Source organism: Bradyrhizobium sp. 521_C7_N1_3 (assembly GCF_052075975.1).
Taxonomy (GTDB): Bacteria; Pseudomonadota; Alphaproteobacteria; order Rhizobiales; family Xanthobacteraceae; genus Bradyrhizobium; species Bradyrhizobium japonicum.
On record NZ_CP197232.1, the window covers coordinates 6,324,274 to 6,342,626 of the forward strand.

The following is an 18,353-nucleotide window of genomic DNA, read 5'->3' on the forward strand; positions in this document are numbered from 1 at the left end:
TCAAGAATTAGAGGTTAAGTGAAACGCAAGAATGACCGTGGCTTTCCCGACCGGAGCGCCATCGTCGCCTTCATCAAGGCAAATCCCGGAAAGGTCGGGACCCGCGAAATTGCGCGCGAGTTCGGCCTGAAGAACGCCGATCGCATCGAGCTCAAGCGCATGCTGCGCGAGCTCGCCGACGACGGCACCATCAAGAAGAAACGCCACAAGGTTTCCGAGCCGGACGCGCTCCCGTCGACGCTGGTTGCCGACATCACCGGCCGTGACAGCGACGGCGAGCTGATCGCCTCCCCCGCCGAATGGGACGAGGTCGAAAGCGGCGAACCGCCAAAAATCCTCATCGTCATGCCACGCCGGCCAAAGCCCGGCACCGCGGCTGGAATCGGCGATCGCGCGCTGCTGCGCGTCGAGCGCTCGGACGAGAACGAAGGCCCGGCCTATCGCGGCCACATCATCAAGGTCTTCGACAAGACGAAGAGCCGCATCCTCGGCGTGTTCCGCAGTCTGCCCGAAGGCGGCGGACGGCTGGTCCCGGTCGACAAGAAGTCCGCCGACCGCGAGCTGAACATCGCCGCGGCCGACACGCACGGCGCGCAGGACGGCGACCTCGTCAGTGTCGATATCGTCCGCACCCGCAGCTTTGGGCTGGCCTCCGGCCGCGTCAAGGAGAAGCTTGGCTCGGTCAAATCGGAGAAGGCGATCAGCCTGATCGCGATCTACGCGCACGACATTCCCCTGCAGTTCCGGCCCGCAGCAGAGCGTGAAGCCGAAGCGGCGGAGCCGGCGACCCTGAAGGGCCGCGAGGATTGGCGCGATATCCCGCTCGTCACCATCGATCCGCCGGACGCGAAGGATCACGACGACGCGGTGCATGCGCAGCCCGATCCTGATCCGAACAACCGAGGCGGCTTCATCGTCGATGTCGCCATTGCCGATGTCAGCTTCTACGTGCGGCCGGGCACCGCGCTCGACCGCGACGCGCTCGATCGCGGCAACTCGGTGTATTTCCCGGACCGCGTCGTGCCGATGCTGCCCGAGCGCATCTCCAACAATCTCTGCTCGCTGGTGCCGGGCGAGCCGCGCGGCGCGCTCGCGGTGCGGATGGTGCTCGGCCCTGACGGGCGGAAGCGCTCGCACAGCTTCCACCGCATCCTGATGCGCTCGGCGGCGAAGCTGAATTACGCGCAGGCGCAGGCCGCGATCGACGGCCGGCCCGACGACACCACCGGCCCCCTGCTCGATCCGATCCTGCGGCCGCTCTATGCCGCCTATGCCTGCGCCAAGCGCGCCCGCGACGAGCGCGATCCGCTCAATCTCGATCTGCCTGAGCGCAAGATCCTCTTGAAGAGCGACGGCACGGTCGATCGCGTCGTCGTGCCTGAACGTCTCGATGCGCACAAGCTGATCGAGGAATTCATGATCCTCGCCAACGTCGCGGCGGCCGAGATGCTGGAGAAGAAGTCGCTCCCGCTGATCTACCGCGTGCACGACGAGCCGACGCTGGAGAAGGTCCACGCGCTCGCGGAGTTTCTGGAGACGCTGGACGTTCCGTTCGCGAAAGGCGGCGCGCTGCGGCCCGCCTTGTTCAACCGCGTGCTGGCGCAGCTCGAAGGCCACGACCACTTCCCGCTGGTGAGCGAGGTCGTGCTGCGCGCCCAGGCCCAGGCCGAATATTCCGCCGAGAATTACGGTCATTTCGGCCTGAACCTGCGCCGCTACGCGCATTTCACCTCGCCGATCCGCCGCTATGCCGACCTCGTCGTGCACCGCGCGCTGGTCCGCGCGCTCGGTCTCGGCGAAGGCGCCCTGCCCGACAGCGAGACGCCGGAAAGCCTCGGCGAGGTCGCAGCCCACATCTCGGTGACCGAGCGGCGCGCGATGAAGGCGGAGCGCGAGACCGTCGACCGGCTGATCGCCCATCACCTCGCCGACCGCATCGGCGCGAGCTTCCAGGGCCGCGTCTCCGGCGTCACCCGCGCCGGCCTGTTCGTCAAGCTCGCTGAGACCGGCGCCGACGGCCTGATCCCGATCAGATCCCTTGGCACGGAATATTTCAACTATGACGAGAGCCGGCACGCGCTCGTCGGCACGCGCAGCGGCACCATGTATCAGCTCGGTGACGTCGTCGACGTCCGCCTGATCGAAGCGGCCCCCATCGCGGGCGCGCTGCGCTTCGAGCTCCTGTCGTCCTCCAGCGAGACCGCACCGCGCGACCGCAGGCGTCCCGGCCCACAACGCCGCCCCTCGTTCAAGACACATCCTGGACGCAGTCCGGATAAAAAACGCAAGCCGCCGAAGCAAAAGTCCGGCAAACCCAAGAAGGGCAAGGGCAAGAACAAAGGAAAAGGCGGGGGTCAGAAGGGCAAGGCATGGTGACGACGAGCACGGCCCCAAAGATCTGGACGCGCGAGACCGGCCTCGTCGAGAAGCGCGACGTCTGGACGGCCATGAAGCGCGGTTTCCGCGGCCGCTGCCCGCGCTGCGGCGAGGGCAAGCTGTTCCGTGCCTTCCTCAAAACCGCGGACAATTGCGCGGTCTGCGGCCTCGACTTCACGCCGCATCGCGCCGACGATCTGCCGGCCTATCTCGTGATCGTCATCGTCGGCCACATCGTGGTGCCCACGATCCTCTGGATCGAAACCAACTACACCACGCCGGTCTGGCTCAGCTTCGCGGCCTATCTGCCCTTCACCTTCGTCGCCTCGCTCGCGCTGCTCCAGCCGGTCAAGGGAGCTGTGGTCGGCCTGCAATGGGCTCTGCGCATGCACGGCTTTGACGACAACCCTCCGGATGGTATTCCGCCGGTCTAAGCAAATAATCAAAAAGCGGTTTGGGTGAGGACATGACGGATACGTCGCAGGCAGCCGAGAAGGCCAAGATCCACGAGGGCAAGGAAGCCGACCACCATCCCTATTTCCGCCCCCGCGATGCGGCGACGCTGATCCTGGTCGATCGCAGCGGCAACATTCCAAAAGTCCTGGTCGGCAAGCGCCACGACAAGGTGGTGTTCATGCCCGGAAAGTTCGTCTTCCCCGGCGGCCGCGTCGACAAGGACGACTACCGCGTGCCGGTCGCTGCCCCCATCACCGCCGAGCTGGAAGCCAATCTCGCCAAGGGCAGCCCGAAGACCCCGGCCTCGCGCGCCAAATCGCTGGCGATTGCCGCGATCCGCGAGGCCTGCGAAGAGACCGGCCTCTGCCTCGGACGCAAGACCGAGGGGAAAGCAAAACTCGAGGGTGCCTGGAAGCCGTTCGCGGATGCGGGCCTGCTGCCCGACCCCTCCAGCCTGTTCCTGATCGCACGCGCGATCACCCCGCCCGGCCGCGTCAAGCGCTTCGATACCCGCTTCTTCACGGCGGACGCCTCCGCGATCACCCACCACGTCGAGGGGGTGATCCATGCGGATGCTGAGCTGGTCGAACTGGTCTGGGTCGAGCTCGGCTCAAAGCCGCTCGCCGATCTGCATCCGATGACGCGCAACGTGCTCAACGAGCTCGACACCCGCCTTGCCACCGGCCCGCTCCGCCACGACGCGCCGGTGCCGTTCTTCCATTTCTACGGCGGCAAGATGCAGAAGGATATCTTGAGCTGAGCGAACCGATCTCTCCAGGCTCGTTCACGCGATCAGCAAACTCAGCGCGGCACCTCTGAAGGCGCGGTCTTCGCTGCCACTTTGGCCGTGGCCGATCGCCCAGTGCTGCGGCCACGAAAGCTGCTCCAGCCCTCGCGCCGTCGCGGAAGCGAAGGACGACCAACGCGGGGCGCCGTGATCGCGGTAGAGGAGACCGCCGGGGCCCATGTCCGGATAGAGCGTAACGCGAATATCGAAACCGTCGCCCGCCGGAAGGTCAGGTCCAAGCCAATAGGATGGACTACGTCCGGGCTCACGCCCCACGATGGCTGTCAGAGTTTGCTTCGGTCCCCTGAGACCAAGCCAGAACGGCGCGATCGAACCAGGCGCGAAGGCCGTGAATATCGTCTGAGCTGATGCGACATCGGTCGCAGCGCTTTGCCCCACGAGCCTCAGCTCGATCCGCCGCCCGCTCTCCACACATCCGCTGAACGGCGCCTCGATTTCACCGAGCGGCAGCTCCCTCCAACTAGCGGGATCAGGATCGCGCAGCGGCCATTCCATCCTCTCCCTTACAACGCCGTCGATATCGAGCACCTGATAACGCAGGCCTTGCTCATCAAGCGCGGCTTGAACGCAATGCAGATACTCGACGCCCTCCGGCATCCTGTGAGCCGTTCCCGCGCCCGCGGTGCAGATCTGCAGGACACCGCGATGCGCCTGGACGTCGAAGGCGAGGATGTGGCTGCACAGATAGGCAAGCACGTTTTCGTTCACCAGGATGTCCCAGAACGGGCGAGCATATTCGTGGCCGATCTCGCGCTGATACGTCCCGGTAAAGCCGTTGATCGGAAACACCGGGTGATGGCCAAGGACGAGCTTGTGTCGGGCATCACCATGTTCTTTGAGCGTTGTTTCCAGCCACCCGAGCTCGACATGGCCCTCACCTCCCAGGCCGCTCCAGAGCGTGTTGACGAACACCATCAGGAGGTCGCCGCGCCGCACGAAATAGGAGAGGCCCGCCTGTCCCGGCGGCCCATTCTTCGGCAGTTCGAGCACGGCGCGAAACACCGCCTCGCTCATCAAATCATAGGTCGTGTGGTTGCCGGTTGTGTGCCACATCGGAATGGCCGCACGGTCGAGCCATGCCATTTCCGTATCCAGCCAATAGCGCCACTGCGCGCGCAGCGCGTCCGGATCCGGCGTCAGTCCGATGATTTCATCGCCCGGGAAGAGAACGAACTCAGGCTGCGGTCTCAGGCGTTGAGCAACCGCATTGACCGAGGCGAAGGTCTTTTCGTGCAACGCACCCGGCACGCCCGAACAGGAGTCGCCATACAACAGGAATTGGTGGCCCTTGCCGCGCGGTAGAAGCGCGGGAATGGAGTTATTCGCTGAGGTCATGGCCTTCCATCGCGGTGTTCGGCCGCGAGGATGGCAATTTCCGCAACGGGTCGCAACAGGCCCTGGCTGGACCTCGATCAGTCCACATCAGGCTCGGTGCCGACATAGTCGCGCGCCGGCAGTTTCAGGACGCGGCCGATCTCGCTTGCGAGCTCGTCCGCTTCCTCGCGCCTGGTGAAGCTCTGAAGCGTGATCGGCTCGGTGCCCCTGTTGCCGCAGAGATTGACGTCGTAGGTCGTCAGATCCGTATCATAATCGTCGGTGATGCTGACGAAGTGATAGTCCGCGAGATCGCGCTGACTGCGGATATTGAACGGGCCGAACTGCCTGGTGATGACGATCTGGCGCAGCGTCTCGTTGAGCACGACGAAAGTACGGAACGTCAGCAAGATGATTCCGGGGATGCCGACGAGCAGTCCCAACCCCGTGAACACCAGCACAGGCACGAGATCATCGGCGAGCCGGCCGAAACCGGAAAAATCCTGGCGCAGGCCGAGCGCGACGTTCCACAAGAGATAGCCGCTCGCGGCCAGCAGCGGCAGCGACAATAGCCGGCCGACCCAGGGCATGGGCCGGTCGATGCGGACGGTGCCGCCGTCCACGGTCATTGCGCCGGCCATGTCGGGTCTCCTCACGAGGTCATGGCTTGGTCGAAGCGAGAGGCGGATTGGTTCGAAGAGACGCCCCGATGCGCCGGTGCCGTTCTTCCATTTCTGTCGCGGCAAGATGCGACGAGATGTGCTAGGTGGGGAAATGGGCGCTTAAACGACTGGAGAATCGGATGACGTGGTTGGTAAGGCCTCTGCTCGCTTCCGTGGCTTTGTGCGGCCTGCTCTCGGCGCCCGCCCATGCGGAGCTCGACGTCGCCAGATTGAAGCAAACGATCGAGACCTCCTTCGAGAGCGAATACCCGAAGCTCGACGCGCTCTACAAGGACATCCACGCCCATCCCGAGGTTGCCTACCAGGAAGTGAAGACCGCGGCGAAACTCGCTGCCGAGATGCGTGCGATTGGCTTTGAGGTCACCGAGCACGTCGGCAAGACCGGCCTTGTCGCCATCTACAGGAACGGCGACGGTCCCACCATCATGGTTCGCACCGAGCTCGACGCGCTGCCGATGGAGGAGAAGACCGGCCTGCCCTATGCCAGCCGCGACAAGCAGATCTGGCAGGGCCGCGAGACATTCGTCGCCCATAGCTGCGGCCATGACATCCACATGGCGAGCTGGGTCGGCACGGCGAAGACCCTGGTCGGCATAAAGGACCAGTGGCACGGTACGTTGATGTTCATCGCGCAACCCGCCGAGGAAGAGGTAACGGGCGCAAAGGCGATGATCGACGATGGCCTGTTCACCCGCTTTCCGAAGCCCGACGCGGGTTTTGCCCTGCACGATGGCAGTGGAGCCTACGGCTCCGTGAGCTATAGGGTCGGGGTCGGATCGTCGAATGTTGACGGTCTCTTCATCAGATTCGTTGGCCGCGGCGGCCATGGTGCGATACCGCAGGCGACCATCGATCCCGTGATGATGGCATCCCGCTTCGTCGTCGACGTGCAGAGCGTGATCAGCCGCGAAAAGGACCCGACCGAATTCGGCCTTGTCACCATCGGCGCGATCCACGCCGGCACCGCCGGCAACATCATTCCCGACGAGGCCAGGGTGATCGGCACGATCCGCAGCTTCAAGCCGCAGGTGCGCGCCAGGATGCTGGCTGGGATCGAGCGGACGGCGAAGGCGGTGGCGGCGATGGCGGATGCGCCGGCGCCCGAAATCCATCTCGACGAGGGGACCAAGGCGGTGATGAACGATGCCGCTGTCGTCGGCCAGGCCGAGCGGGTGCTGAAAGTGGCCTTCGGCGACAAGTTCAACGTCAGCCCGGCAAACACGACCAGCGAGGACTATTCAGAATATGTCAACGCCGGCGTGCCTTCGATGTTCTTCAACATCGGCGTCTATGAGCCCGACCGCGTCGCCGCCGCGCGTAACGGCAGCGGCCCGCCGCTTCCCGGCAACCACTCGCCGCAATTCGCCCCGGTGCCGAAACCGACCATCCAGACCGGCGTCACCGCGATGACGCTCGCCGTGCTGAGCGCCTTCGATCAAAGGGCGCGAGGGCAGTAGCTTCCTCGCATCAGTGTCTGCGGCTTGATGGGCTTCTCAGATGCGCGATTGCGCATCTGAGCTCACCGCTCCGCGCGGCGCCCCGGAATGACGCGAACATGCTGAGAGTCGATCAAAAAACAAAATAATCTTCCCGCCTCCCCCGATGGCGGAGCTCCTAGGCGTCCCTATGTCTTCCCTAACGACACCCAGAACGGATACGGGGCGATGGCACAACGGCAACTCAAGCTTGGCGCGTTCATGCGCCCGATCAGCATCCACACCGGCGCCTGGCGCTATCCGGGGGCCTGGCCGGATGCCAATTTCAACTTCGGCCATATCAAGACGCTGATCCGGAAGCTCGAGGCCGGCAAGTTCGACGCCTTCTTCATGGCCGATCACCTCGCCGTGCTGAACATGCCGGTCAACGCGCTCAAGCGCAGCCACACCGTGACCTCGTTCGAGCCGTTCACGCTGCTGTCGGCGCTGTCCGCCGTCACCGAGCGCATCGGCCTGATCGCGACGGGCTCGACGACGTTTGACGAGCCCTACCACGTGGCGCGCCGCTTCGCCTCGCTCGACCATCTCAGCGGCGGGCGCGCGGGCTGGAACATCGTCACCACCTCGAATCCGGACGCGGCGCTGAATTTCGGCCTCGACGACCACATGGAGCATGCCGAGCGCTACAAGCGCGCCCGCGAGTTCTACGACGTGGTCACGGGCTTGTGGGATTCCTTCGCCGACGACGCCTTCGTGCGCGACGTCGAAAGCGGCGTGTTCGTCGACCCCGCGAAGATGCACGTGCTCGACCACAACGGCAAATATCTGAAGGTGCGCGGCCCCCTCAACATCGCGCGGCCCGTGCAGGGCTGGCCGGTGATCGTGCAGGCCGGCGCATCGGAGGACGGCAGGCAGCTTGCGGCGGAGACGGCGGAAGCCGTGTTCACCGGCGGCGGCCCCCTCGCCGACGGCCAAAAACTCTATGCCGACATCAAGGGCCGCATGGAGAAGATCGGTCGCGATCCCGAACATCTCAAGATTCTTCCCGGCGCCTTCGTCGTGGTCGGCGACAGCGTCGATGAGGCCAAGGAGAAGCGCGCGCTGCTCGACAGCCGCGTGCATTACGACAGCGCCATCGCCTCGCTCTCGGTCATCCTCGGCACGGACGCCTCAGGCTTCGATCCAGACGGGCAACTGCCGGAGATTCCGGAGACCAACGCCAGCAAGAGCGGCCGCCAGCGCATGGTCGACCTCGCCAGGCGCGACAAGCTCACCGTGCGCCAGCTCGCCCAGCGCGTCGGCGGCTATGGCGGGCTGTCCTTCGTCGGCACGGCCAAGACCATCGCCGACCAGATGGAGGAATGGCTGGTCGGGCGCGGCTCCGACGGCTTCAACATCATGTTCCCATTCCTGCCCGCCGGCCTCGACGATTTCGTCGACAAGGTGGTGCCGGAGCTGCAGCGGCGCGGGATTTTCCGCAAAGAGTATGAAGGGGCCACTTTGAGGGAGAATCTGGGCCTGCCGCGGCCGAAAAACCGGTTCTTCGAGGCGTAATGGGACCGTTTTGGGTGGTTTTCCGCCCTAGAGCCCCGTTCGGGGCTCTAGGTTGTTGTTTTTGACGCGTTTTCTTGACGCGAACCGGTGCCCACTTCGCTCGAAAACGCTTCGAAACCTTGACATCAGGCGGTTTCTGGCTAGGTTGCCGGCCAACGCGGGCCGTTTGGCCGGCTCCAGATTCCCTTCATTCCTGAGGTTCTGAACATGGCCAAAGCGGTCACCATCAAGGTCAAGCTCGTGTCCTCGGCTGACACCGGCTTCTACTACGTCGCCAAGAAGAATTCGCGCACCATGACCGACAAGCTGGTCAAGAAGAAGTACGATCCGGTCGCGCGCAAGCACGTCGAATTCCGCGAAGCCAAGATCAAGTAAGAAGATCAAGTAAGATCGCGGAATAAGCTACGGACTTTTGACGGGGCCTCACGGCCCCGTTTTATTTTGCCGCTCACGTCTCGGACGGCCTACTCAATCGTTGCGTAACGCTGTGTCGGACCGAACACGCGTCACTTCGGCTGCATCGATCGGGGCAGCGGCACCACCCCAGCTATTTCTGACAAAGCTGAGCACCGCCGCGACCTGGCGATCATCGAGCTGCCAGCCGTAGGACGGCATGCCGGGTGCCGTCGGCTCGGCCTTGGTGCCGACGCTTCGCGCACCACGGAGCACCATTCGGATTGCCGTTGTGGGATCATTTGAGTGCACCATCGTGGACGCTGCGAGGGCGGGAAACAGGTGTGGAACGCCCTTGCCTTCGATCCCGTGGCAGGCGGAACATTGGTCTCGGTAGATCGCGCCCCCGGCCGCCATCACGTTCGCATCCACCGGGGCAAGCCTCGCCTCATCCCTGTTGCCCGGCAATGATTTCAGATACGTCGCAATAGCCTTCGTATCCTCATCCTTCATCCTGGACGTCGACAGCTCGACGGCCTCCGCCATCGGCCCTGTCGCAGCGGTAGCGCGATTGTGCCCCGTCTTGAGGTAGAGCGCGACATCGTCTGCCGTCCAACTGCCCAGTCCTGTCCGCCGGTTGTCGGTGATGTCAGGCGCCGACCAGCCCTGGAGATTTGCTCCCTGCAGATATTGATCGGTTCGATCGCCTCCGAGCAGCGTCTTCGGCGTGTGACAGGCTCCGCAATGCGCTGGCCCGTCGACGATGAACTTGCCGCGATTCCATTCGGCGGATTTGGTCGGTTCCGGCTTGTATTCACCTGGCGTGAAGTAGAGCGCGTTCCACACGATCATCGTTGAGCGGATATTGAATGGAAACGGAAGCGTATCCGCGTTGCGCGAACTTCGGACCGGCTCCAGCGAAGTCAGATAGGCCCGGATCGCCATCACATCGTCACGCGACATCCGGGTGTACGCATTGTAAGGCATGGCCGGATAGAGATGCGCGCCGGTTCGTCCGATACCCTTTCTCACCGCGGCATCGAATTGATCGTCGCTCCAGGCTCCAATGCCCGTTTCGAGATCGGGCGTGACATTGGGCGATATGATGTTGCCGAACGGCGTTTCGATCGGCCGCCCGCCCGAAAACGGCTTGCCGCCGGGAACGGTATGGCAGCCGGCACAGTCCGAGAGGATCGAAAGATAGCGCCCGCGTTCGATCTGGGTGAACTCTTGCATGTTTGCGGAGCCGGCATGCGCGCGGCCAGCCAGCGACGCCGAAACGAGCGCTGCGCAAACGAGCGCGCGTACGCGAGGAATCCTACGCATCGACCAGCTTTCCGGGATTCTTGAGGTACTGGTTCCGGATCGCGGCCGCCGACCAATAAGCGAGTGCGCCGACCGTGAGCGTTGGGTTGTAGCCGGCGTTCTGCGGAAAGGCGCTTGCCCCCATCACGAACAGATTCGGGACATCCCAGCTCTGCAGATATTTGTTGAGGACGCTTGTCTTGGGATCGGCCCCCATGATCGCACCGCCGTTGAGATGCGTCGTCTGGTAGGTCGTTATGTCGTATGGCGCGGTCCGATACTGCACGGCGAGCTTTTCAGCGCCCATCGCCTTGATGATCTCGGCGAACTTGTCGGTGAGAAACTTGTTCTGCTTGATCTCGTTCTCCTTGAGATCCATCGTGATCCGCATCAGAGGACGCCCGAACCGGTCCTTATAGGCGGGGTCGAGATCCAGGTAGATGTCGCGGTAGGCGTAGAAGCTGCCATGCACACCGGTACCGGGCTTGACCGTGCTGAGATAATTGTCCTTCACCGCTTTCTTCCAGTCGGCGCCCCATGCCGGCGTTCCCGGCGGCACCAGGGTGCTTTCGATCGGACGAGCACCTGTCTGCACCTGGCCGACATAGCCGCCGCCCACGAAACCATGCGGCCCGTGATCGAAATTGTCGCCGTTGAACTCGTCGACGCACATCCCGATCGAGCCTGACGCGATGAACGGGTTGAAGTTGAACTTCTTGCTGTCGAAGAAGCCGTTGACCGACGAGATCGTCTGGTGGGTGTAGTTTCGGCCAACGACCCCGGTGTTGGTGACGGGGTCGTAGGGCTGTCCGATTTGCGAATGCAGGAGAAGCTGGACGTTGAACATCGTGTAAGCCGACAGGATCACGAGATCCGCCTGCTGTTCCCACTCCTCGCCGCTGGAGTCGACGAATGTCACGCCGGTGGCGCGCTTGCCCGAACGATCGACATTGATCCTGACAACCTCTGAATTGTCGCGGAGGCTGAAGTTCGATTTTCGAATGAGATGCGGCAGGATGGTTGTTTGCGGGCTAGCCTTGGAATAATTGCCGCAACCGAACCACTCGCAGAAGCCACAATAGGTGCAGGGGCCAAGGCGCATACCCAGCGGGTTCGTATAGGCTTGCGAGAGATTGCCCGAAGGCTGCGGGAACGGCTTGTAACCAAGCTCACGCGCGGCCCTCCCGAACAGCGTATGGCTGAACGGCTGGGCCTGCGCCGGGGTTGGATAAGGACGGGACCGCGGCCCTTCGAACGGATTGCCGCCGTCCATGATCTTGCCGCGCAGATTTCCGGCCGTCCCCGACGTGCCGCACAGATATTCGAAGCGATCGTAATGCGGCTCTAGATCTTCATAGGTGATCCCCCAATCCTGGATCGTCATATCCGGGGGCAGGAACGCCGCGCCATAGCGTTCGGTCAGATGTGTCTTCAGCACGAAATCCGACGGGAGAAACCGCCACATTTCGGCATTCCAGTGCACGCCCCCGCCGCCGACGCCGTTCGGCGGCATGAACGCGCCCCAGCTCCGGATCGGCAGCGCCGTCTGGTCCATCTTGTTGCGGAACGTGAACGTCAGCTGGTCCGGACGCAGGAACAGCTCGTGCCGGATGCGATAACGAAGTTCGTCCTGCATGTAGCCCGGCGGAAAATCCGTCGGCGCGTCGCGCCATGGACCGCGCTCGAAAGCGATCACCTCGAGCCCCTCGTCGGTCAGCTCGTTAGCCATGATCGCGCCGGTCCAGCCGAAACCGACGATGACGACGTCTTTCCTGGGAAGCCTTCGGGACATGCTACGACCTCGTCCATTGCGCGTTGCCGGTCATGCCGACCGGCGGCAACGGAAAGCGCTCGTTGTGGCGGTTCACCCAATCGAGATAGTTGTAGCGCGCGCCCGGATAGCCGATCATTTTCCACGCGACCATGTCGCGGTTGCCGCCATAGATCGGGTCCGCGAAAAACCCCATCTGCGCGTCCTTGACGAGTTGCGTGAAGAACGCCTTGCCGTCGACGCCGTCGAGCTTGAGCTCGCCCTTCTCGACCGCCTTCAGAAGCGCGATCCTGTTGTCGCCGGAGAGCTCGGCGAAGGGCTTTCCACCACTGTGCTGCTTGCACGCATGATCGAATGCAGCGAGACCGTCCCGATAATCCTGTGCCGGACCGTTCGCCGACTGATGGCCCTGATTCTTCAGGCCGGCCTGAAACGGCGGGCGCACATACAATCCCTCCTGCCGGCCGTAAGGCCCAGCCAGCTGCCGGTCGATGAACACGGCGCAGCCGGCATCCTTGCCGCCCGGCGTCTCCGGATCCGGCGGGATGATGCAATCAACGAGTGCCTCCATGGCTCTGCCTTCTTCGCCGTTGAAGAACTCCCACGGCCCAAGCTTGATTGGCGGCGGCGGATTTCCCGCATTTGGAGCCCAGGGCAACCTCCCTGCAATCGTGGCGGCTTTGACGGTCGTCGCGCTGAACAGCAGCAAGGCCGTCCCCGCAAGAAACTCCCTGCGTCGCAGTCCGATCATTGTGGGCGTCCCCTGTTTGATTTTTTTCTTCCTCGTCGGTCCACCGCGCTGGAACTTCGATGAGCTTCGGAGAAGTGAAACGCCTCCACGTCGCTCACGACCTGCATCTATCGGTCATGATCGACGACAATCGTCCGTGAACACCTCACCGCTCTCGGCCAGCGGCTTCTCGTTGTACGATCGCAAATTGATCGCGTATTTCACGAAGCCGGCGCTTTTCGAAAAAAACACGGAGCCGATTGCTGCGGCAGGCAGCGGAATCTCGCGGCAAGTCTCCTGTGTGCCGGATGCGCTGCAGTGCGCAACGCTGCTGCGCTGCGTCCGGGGCACGCGACTGGCGCGCTGCTCCTTCTCCACGCCGTCGTTGCGAGGAGCTCTTGCGACGGAGCAATCCAGCGTCGTTCCGCCGAGCGCCACGCTTTGTGTGGATGACGAGTTTATAGGCAGACGTTCCCTCAACCCTTGGTTGCCCAATCCGAAATGTATGTTACCGTGCATTTACCGGGGCGGCATCTCCGTCCCGCATTTGGGAAGGACATGCTCATGAAATTTTCGTCAGGCTTTGTCGTGCCCTCTGCCATCGCTGTCTTGTCAACGGCCTTGCTGTGCGCCCCGGCAGCGTCGCAAATCCCGACTGGCTCCGCCGCCACGATCCCCCCTGTCACGGTCGACGCGCCGAAACAGGTGGCAAAGCCGCGCGTGTCGGAGCGGGGAGCAAACACAACGGCGCCGCGTCGGACTGCGTCAACCGCTCGAACGTCAACCGCGAGCACGCCATCGTATGCGCCGGGTTCGGCGATGGCGAGGCTCGCCAGCCTGGAGAAAGTCGCCAGCAGCTGCAACGGTGGCTGTGCAACAAGCTTCCGAAGCGGCAAAGATCCCTGGGTTGGATGCAGCGAGTCGGGCGGCGGTCTGAACTATGGACCTTTCTCGCCAACGTGCCGAGACACCATCACCCATACATCCTACGAGGGTTGCGTTGAAACCAAGGTGTTCCTGGGCGACAACCGAAACAGGGCCCACTGGTTTTGCAGCAGCCTGCAGGCCGGCAACAGGTTTAAGGTCGCCGAACTCAAGCGATCAGGACGTCGCTAGTCCATACCGCCCGCTGGCTTTCTGTTTCAGTTGAACTTGGACCCGATGTCGGCCAGCGCTGGCCGCAGCAAGCCTAGCGTCTCCCGCCGGTCGCGCGCAAGCGCACCGTCGTGGTGACGCTGCGCTGCGCCCCGGGGCACGAGAGCAAAGACAGGCGCGCTCCCGGCGGCGGCGGACCATTCTTCGCGTTCCACAAGCAAACGATCCTTTCTGCATTTGAACGGCGAGATCGCGCCAGGTCGCGGGTATGCGATCAAGCGCGCTTGTTCGGCGCAGATGTCGATCCAACTCCTGTCGCACCGGCAGCACGATTGCACCGGGCAATGATGGAGATGGACCATGACTGGACTTAAAATTCTCGCTGCCGTGGCTTTGTTGTCGGGCCTGACCGCAAGCGCCGCCTACGCGCAATCCGGCTTTGCGAGCAGCCATCCCGATACGTACGAGGCCGAGAACCCCAATCGCAACCTGAACGGCACGCTGACGCCGGCCGGTCGGCAGGGCCTCGAGTTGCCGGACGGCGCAGCTCCTGCGCAAGGCGCGGACAGCGCCATGGCTCGCGCGGATGGCACTGCTTCACGTTCCTGCGCGGAGCGTTATCGGTCCTACGATCCGGCGACGGGCACCTATCTCGGGTGGGACGGCAACCGCCATATTTGCAGGTAACGCAAAGCCGCAGCGCGAAGGCAGCCCGCATCGAAACGGCCAACGCTGGCCCGCGGGCTGCGCCTTCCGCTGCCCGCATCGGCCAAGGTGAACGTCGTGGCATCTGGATGCCGCCGCCGGCCAAGCCCAGCGGCACGCCGATGAGCCAGGCCATCGTGCAGGAGCCGAGCGCTTCGTACAGCGCCCCGTCGCGGAAGCGCCGCGTTGCGTCCAAGGCACGAGCGCAGAAGAAGATGACGTTGATACCTGGTCGATCCATGCCACCGATGCGTCACAAACGGACATCCGGCACGCTTCCCAATCGCTCGAGAACGGGGTCATATGGCGTCCGGAGACACTTGGCGTCTTGGGGCAAGGGTGTCCGATTGCACGGGGAGAAAGCGCGTGAAGGAACTCGCTGGAAAGACTGTGTTCGTGACCGGTGCAGCGTCAGGCATTGGACTGGGGATCGCGACCGCCTTCGCCCAGGCAGGCGCGAAAGTCATGCTTTGCGACATTGAAGAAGCGGCTCTGTCCGCAGCGCTCGAGCAACTGAGGCTCACCAACGTCGATGTCGACGGCGTGAAAGCGGACGTTTCACTCAAAGCCGAACTCGTGGCGGCCGCCGAAGCCACGACTGCCCGCTATGGCAAGGTGCATATCCTCGTCAACAACGCGGGCGTCGGCGGCGGTGGGCCTTATGGCGCCTGGACCGAGGCGTCGTGGAACTGGACCATGGGCGTCAACCTGATGGCGACCATTTGGGGGATCGAGATTTTCGGGCCCTTGATCGAGCAGCATGGCGAGGGTGGACACATCGTCTCCACAGCCTCGATCGCTGGCCTCATTTCGGGAGAGAGCAATGCATACAACGTCTCCAAGTACGGCGTTGTCGCGCTGTCCGAGGGCCTGCGGCGTGAACTCGCGCCCCGAGGGATTGGCGTATCGGTGCTGTGTCCAGGGGTCATCCGCACTCAAATCATGAACTCAAGACGCAATCTCCCCAAGCGCTTCGAGGGGGGGCTCCCTGCCCTGCCGACTTCGGGCCCACGTGCCGAGTGGATCAATATGCTCCGAGAACGGATCTCTCAGGGCATAGACCCCAACTATGTCGGTGAACTCGTCCGCGAAGGCGTCGAAAAGGACCTGCCCTATATCTTCACCGACCTCGAATTCGAGCCGATGATCGAAGCGCGCTTCGCCGCAATCAAGCAAGGCTTTGACCACATCCGCGGCCGCCCCCCGAAACATTGAGCGCGCAGCCCTTCCACCAGCCTTGGCAGCTAAGACGAATATGTAGCCTTGATCCATTGAAGGTCGGAACGCTCCCAGGGAAGGCGGCCAAAGAAGTGTGGGAAGCGGACATGGGCGATCTGAAGATAGGCATCGGCCCGGCCGTAGGGCTGGGGCGTCTCGTGGCCTACGCCATCGTCGCGGCGGCAGGATGGGCGGTGACTACACCCGCGGCGGCGCAGGACGTGAGCGGAACCTCGTCGCTTCTGCCGGCCGACCGGCAGGAGACCGCGGACCAAGAGCGGCTGTCGTCGTGGACGGTGCAGAAGATCAAGCCGCAGCCTTACATGAAGGAGATCTACTGGCAGATGCCGGACGACACGCCGGCGTTCTTCCGAGATTCACTCGTGCAGTACGTCGCCCGCACATATTATTTGGGGCGCGACAATGCCGACGGGTCACGGTCGCAGGCATGGGCGGCGGGCGGCTGGCTGGCAGTCCGTTCCGGCCTGGTCGGCGACCTGTTCGGCCTGCAGGCGGCGTTCTACACCTCGCAGAAACTGTTCGGTCCGCCCGACCAGGACGGAACGAAACTGTTAGCGCCCGGACAGAACTCGATCGGCACACTTGGCCAGATCTACGGCCGGGCGCAGATCGGAGACCAGGAGTTCCGGGGCGGCTACCAATTGGTCGACACCCCGCTCATCAATCCGCAGGACACCCGCATGGTGCCGAACACGTTCGGCGGTATCACGCTGGATTCGCTGCCCGACAAGGACCGCAGCTACGACTACGCGCTGGGCTACTTGTGGAACGTCAAGCAGCGGGATTCCAACGACTTCATTCCGATGTCGGACGCGCTGGCGGGCGACGCCATCAATCACGGTGCCGCGTTCGGCATGGTGCGGTGGCGGCCGGTGGCCGGGCTGTCGACCGTGTTCATGGACTACAACATCCAGGACTATCTGAACGCGGGCTTCGCGCAGGTGGAATACGATCTCAAGCGGCCCAAGGGGACGCCGAACTGGATCTTCGGCGCCAACATCATCACCCAGCAGAGCGTCGGGGCCAACCTGCTGACTGGCGCCCCCTTCTCGACCCACCAAGGCTCGGCGAAGGCGCAGATGACCTACGAGGGCTGGACCCTGTTCGCGGCGGGGTCGTTCACTGGCAACGAATCGAACATCTTCTCGCCGTTTGGCACCAAGCCGACCTATACCGACATGCAGCAAGTCTCCTTCGACAACGCCGGGGAAAAGGCCTTCGGCGGCAGCGTCGCCTACGATTTCGGCCATTCGTTCGGACTGAACGGCGTGAGCACCGGCGCCTGGTTCACGCAGGGATGGGGCGCCCTCGATCCGGTCACCCTGTCGGCGATTCCCGACCGTCGCGAACTCGACGTCTGGCTGCAGTATCGTCCGACCGAAGGCCCCATGAAGGGCTTCCGGTTCAAGACGCAGTATTCGAGCCTTTGGCAGCAGGGCAATGTGCGCGAGATGCAGCCGGAGCTGCGCTTCATCGTCGACTACACGGTGCTGTTCCGGCCGCCACCGAAGTGAGTATCGACGAGGACGACGAAGGTTCGCATGTCGGGTGCCGGGTGTTCGTCGTCGGATTGAATGACGGCGATGTTCTGTACCTCGTAACGCTTTGCGCCAATGATGTCACTTTCTGCAGGGTGCAATTCAGCTTGAGATCCACGACGACAATGAAATTACGCGCGAGCGCCGGCGTCCGCATAACCGCTTCGGGTCACACCCCGAAGAACTCGGGCTGAGCATATCAAGTCTGCTTCAGCCCCAAGGAGCGGACATCTAGCGGACATGCCGGGTCGACCGCTCAGGGCCAAATCCGGACCTTCCCATGGGCCAGGCAGAGACTTCGTTTCACCTGTTCCCCAGACTCGTCAGGCGACGTAGAATGTCATTGCCCTTAAGTGGGATGTGCCGAAATCACCGTCTGGGCAAACGAGCAGCACTGGTGCCATCGGCAAGCACGCTCTCTTAGAAGCCGTTCTTTTTTCGGTTTCGTACCACCGTTCACCACGAACTTTGCGCGCTGCTTATGCGGCGGCTCGTTCGGTAACGTCGGGAGAAAGCGATGAGCAAGATCGATCGAAGGTCCGCACTGGGAATCGCGTTGGCAGCGGCTTCGGCTGCCATGGTCAAACCAGCCGCCGCTCAAGCCACAGGCTACAAGGATATGACGCCTTGGCCAGGTGTCGTGGTGCGTGAATATGAAGGCGAGACACCATCCCTGATCCCAGGCTTTAAGACCGTCTCTATGCGCGATGTCATCATGCAGCCGGGGGCGAAGACCATGGGACCCCCGATGATGAATGCCATGATCTGCCATATCACCGAAGGGGAGCTTCGGCTTGAGCAGGACGGAAAGACCTTTACGGGTAAGAAGAATTTTGTCTGGACCTGCAACAAGGAAACAAAAGAGCAGGCGTACAACGACGGGAATGTGGTCGCGATTATGCGGATCACGGACCTGAAAGCTTAAGGCCCATGACTTAAGGCCCATGAGG

At 63.1% G+C, this 18,353-nt stretch carries 16 protein-coding genes; 10 read left to right on the forward strand and 6 right to left on the reverse strand.

Features of this window, described 5'->3' with window-relative positions; all coding sequences use genetic code 11:
- Positions 1-18: 18 nt before the first annotated feature.
- From rnr to AB7008_RS29625, 3 genes are read left to right on the forward strand one after another with little or no spacing between them, the layout of a single operon-like run.
- Positions 19-2,376, forward strand: a complete 2,358-nt coding sequence (gene rnr, locus AB7008_RS29615) for a ribonuclease R (RefSeq protein WP_441259939.1) — start codon at positions 19-21, stop codon at positions 2,374-2,376.
- Complete coding sequence (locus tag AB7008_RS29620; protein WP_028155044.1) at positions 2,370-2,810, forward strand: DUF983 domain-containing protein; 441 nt, start codon at positions 2,370-2,372, stop codon at positions 2,808-2,810. The genes rnr and AB7008_RS29620 overlap by 7 nt, the downstream gene beginning before the upstream one ends.
- Before the next feature lie 32 nt (positions 2,811-2,842).
- Positions 2,843-3,592, forward strand: a complete 750-nt coding sequence (locus AB7008_RS29625; protein WP_304490145.1) for an NUDIX hydrolase — start codon at positions 2,843-2,845, stop codon at positions 3,590-3,592.
- A gap of 24 nt (positions 3,593-3,616) precedes the next feature.
- Here the strand turns inward: AB7008_RS29625 and AB7008_RS29630 are convergent, their stop codons facing one another.
- Positions 3,617-4,975, reverse strand: a complete 1,359-nt coding sequence (locus AB7008_RS29630) for a metallophosphoesterase family protein (RefSeq protein WP_441259940.1) — start codon at positions 4,973-4,975, stop codon at positions 3,617-3,619.
- Between the two features lie 77 nt (positions 4,976-5,052).
- Positions 5,053-5,595, reverse strand: a complete 543-nt coding sequence (locus AB7008_RS29635; protein ID WP_441259941.1) for a hypothetical protein — start codon at positions 5,593-5,595, stop codon at positions 5,053-5,055.
- Positions 5,596-5,756: 161 nt separating this feature from the next.
- Between AB7008_RS29635 and AB7008_RS29640 the strand changes: the two genes are divergently transcribed.
- The 3 genes from AB7008_RS29640 (at position 5,757) to rpmG (ending at position 9,002) form a co-directional block, all read left to right on the forward strand.
- A complete protein-coding gene (locus tag AB7008_RS29640) occupies positions 5,757-7,094 on the forward strand; it encodes an amidohydrolase (RefSeq protein ID WP_441259942.1) in 1,338 nt (445 codons plus the stop codon).
- A gap of 207 nt (positions 7,095-7,301) precedes the next feature.
- Positions 7,302-8,627, forward strand: coding sequence for an LLM class flavin-dependent oxidoreductase (locus AB7008_RS29645; RefSeq protein ID WP_441259943.1), 1,326 nt, complete (start codon positions 7,302-7,304; stop codon positions 8,625-8,627).
- 207 nt (positions 8,628-8,834) lie between these two features.
- Positions 8,835-9,002, forward strand: coding sequence for a 50S ribosomal protein L33 (gene rpmG / locus AB7008_RS29650; protein ID WP_007603295.1), 168 nt, complete (start codon positions 8,835-8,837; stop codon positions 9,000-9,002).
- A 93-nt stretch (positions 9,003-9,095) separates the two neighbouring features.
- Here rpmG and AB7008_RS29655 read toward each other — a convergent pair whose 3' ends face one another.
- The 4 genes from AB7008_RS29655 to AB7008_RS29670 all read right to left on the reverse strand — a co-directional run bounded on the left by AB7008_RS29655 (position 9,096) and on the right by AB7008_RS29670 (position 13,204).
- The gene (locus AB7008_RS29655) at positions 9,096-10,346 is read right to left on the reverse strand and encodes a c-type cytochrome (RefSeq protein WP_441259944.1); all 1,251 of its coding nucleotides are present in this window, start codon (positions 10,344-10,346) and stop codon (positions 9,096-9,098) included.
- Positions 10,339-12,117: a GMC family oxidoreductase gene (locus AB7008_RS29660; RefSeq protein WP_441259945.1), complete on the reverse strand. Its 1,779-nt coding sequence runs from the start codon at positions 12,115-12,117 to the stop codon at positions 10,339-10,341. The genes AB7008_RS29655 and AB7008_RS29660 overlap by 8 nt, the downstream gene beginning before the upstream one ends.
- Before the next feature lies 1 nt (position 12,118).
- On the reverse strand, positions 12,119-12,847 hold the full coding sequence (locus AB7008_RS29665) for a gluconate 2-dehydrogenase subunit 3 family protein (protein ID WP_441259946.1): 729 nt from the start codon (positions 12,845-12,847) through the stop codon (positions 12,119-12,121).
- A gap of 114 nt (positions 12,848-12,961) precedes the next feature.
- Entirely contained in the window at positions 12,962-13,204 is a 243-nt protein-coding gene (locus AB7008_RS29670) for a hypothetical protein (protein WP_441259947.1), read from the reverse strand.
- A gap of 1,077 nt (positions 13,205-14,281) precedes the next feature.
- On the opposite strand from AB7008_RS29670, the gene AB7008_RS29675 reads away from it, so the two are divergent.
- From AB7008_RS29675 to AB7008_RS29690, 4 genes are all read left to right on the forward strand, one after another.
- Complete coding sequence (locus tag AB7008_RS29675) at positions 14,282-14,608, forward strand: BA14K family protein (RefSeq protein WP_028155033.1); 327 nt, start codon at positions 14,282-14,284, stop codon at positions 14,606-14,608.
- A 384-nt stretch (positions 14,609-14,992) separates the two neighbouring features.
- Positions 14,993-15,841 carry an SDR family NAD(P)-dependent oxidoreductase gene (locus AB7008_RS29680; RefSeq protein ID WP_441259948.1) on the forward strand — a complete coding sequence of 283 codons (849 nt, stop codon included), beginning with the start codon at positions 14,993-14,995 and terminating at the stop codon, positions 15,839-15,841.
- Complete coding sequence (locus AB7008_RS29685; RefSeq protein ID WP_441259949.1) at positions 15,838-17,379, forward strand: OprD family outer membrane porin; 1,542 nt, start codon at positions 15,838-15,840, stop codon at positions 17,377-17,379. Before AB7008_RS29680 ends, AB7008_RS29685 begins: the two co-directional genes overlap by 4 nt.
- A gap of 541 nt (positions 17,380-17,920) precedes the next feature.
- Positions 17,921-18,328, forward strand: coding sequence for a hypothetical protein (locus tag AB7008_RS29690; protein WP_014494682.1), 408 nt, complete (start codon positions 17,921-17,923; stop codon positions 18,326-18,328).
- The last annotated feature ends 25 nt before the right edge of the window (positions 18,329-18,353 follow it).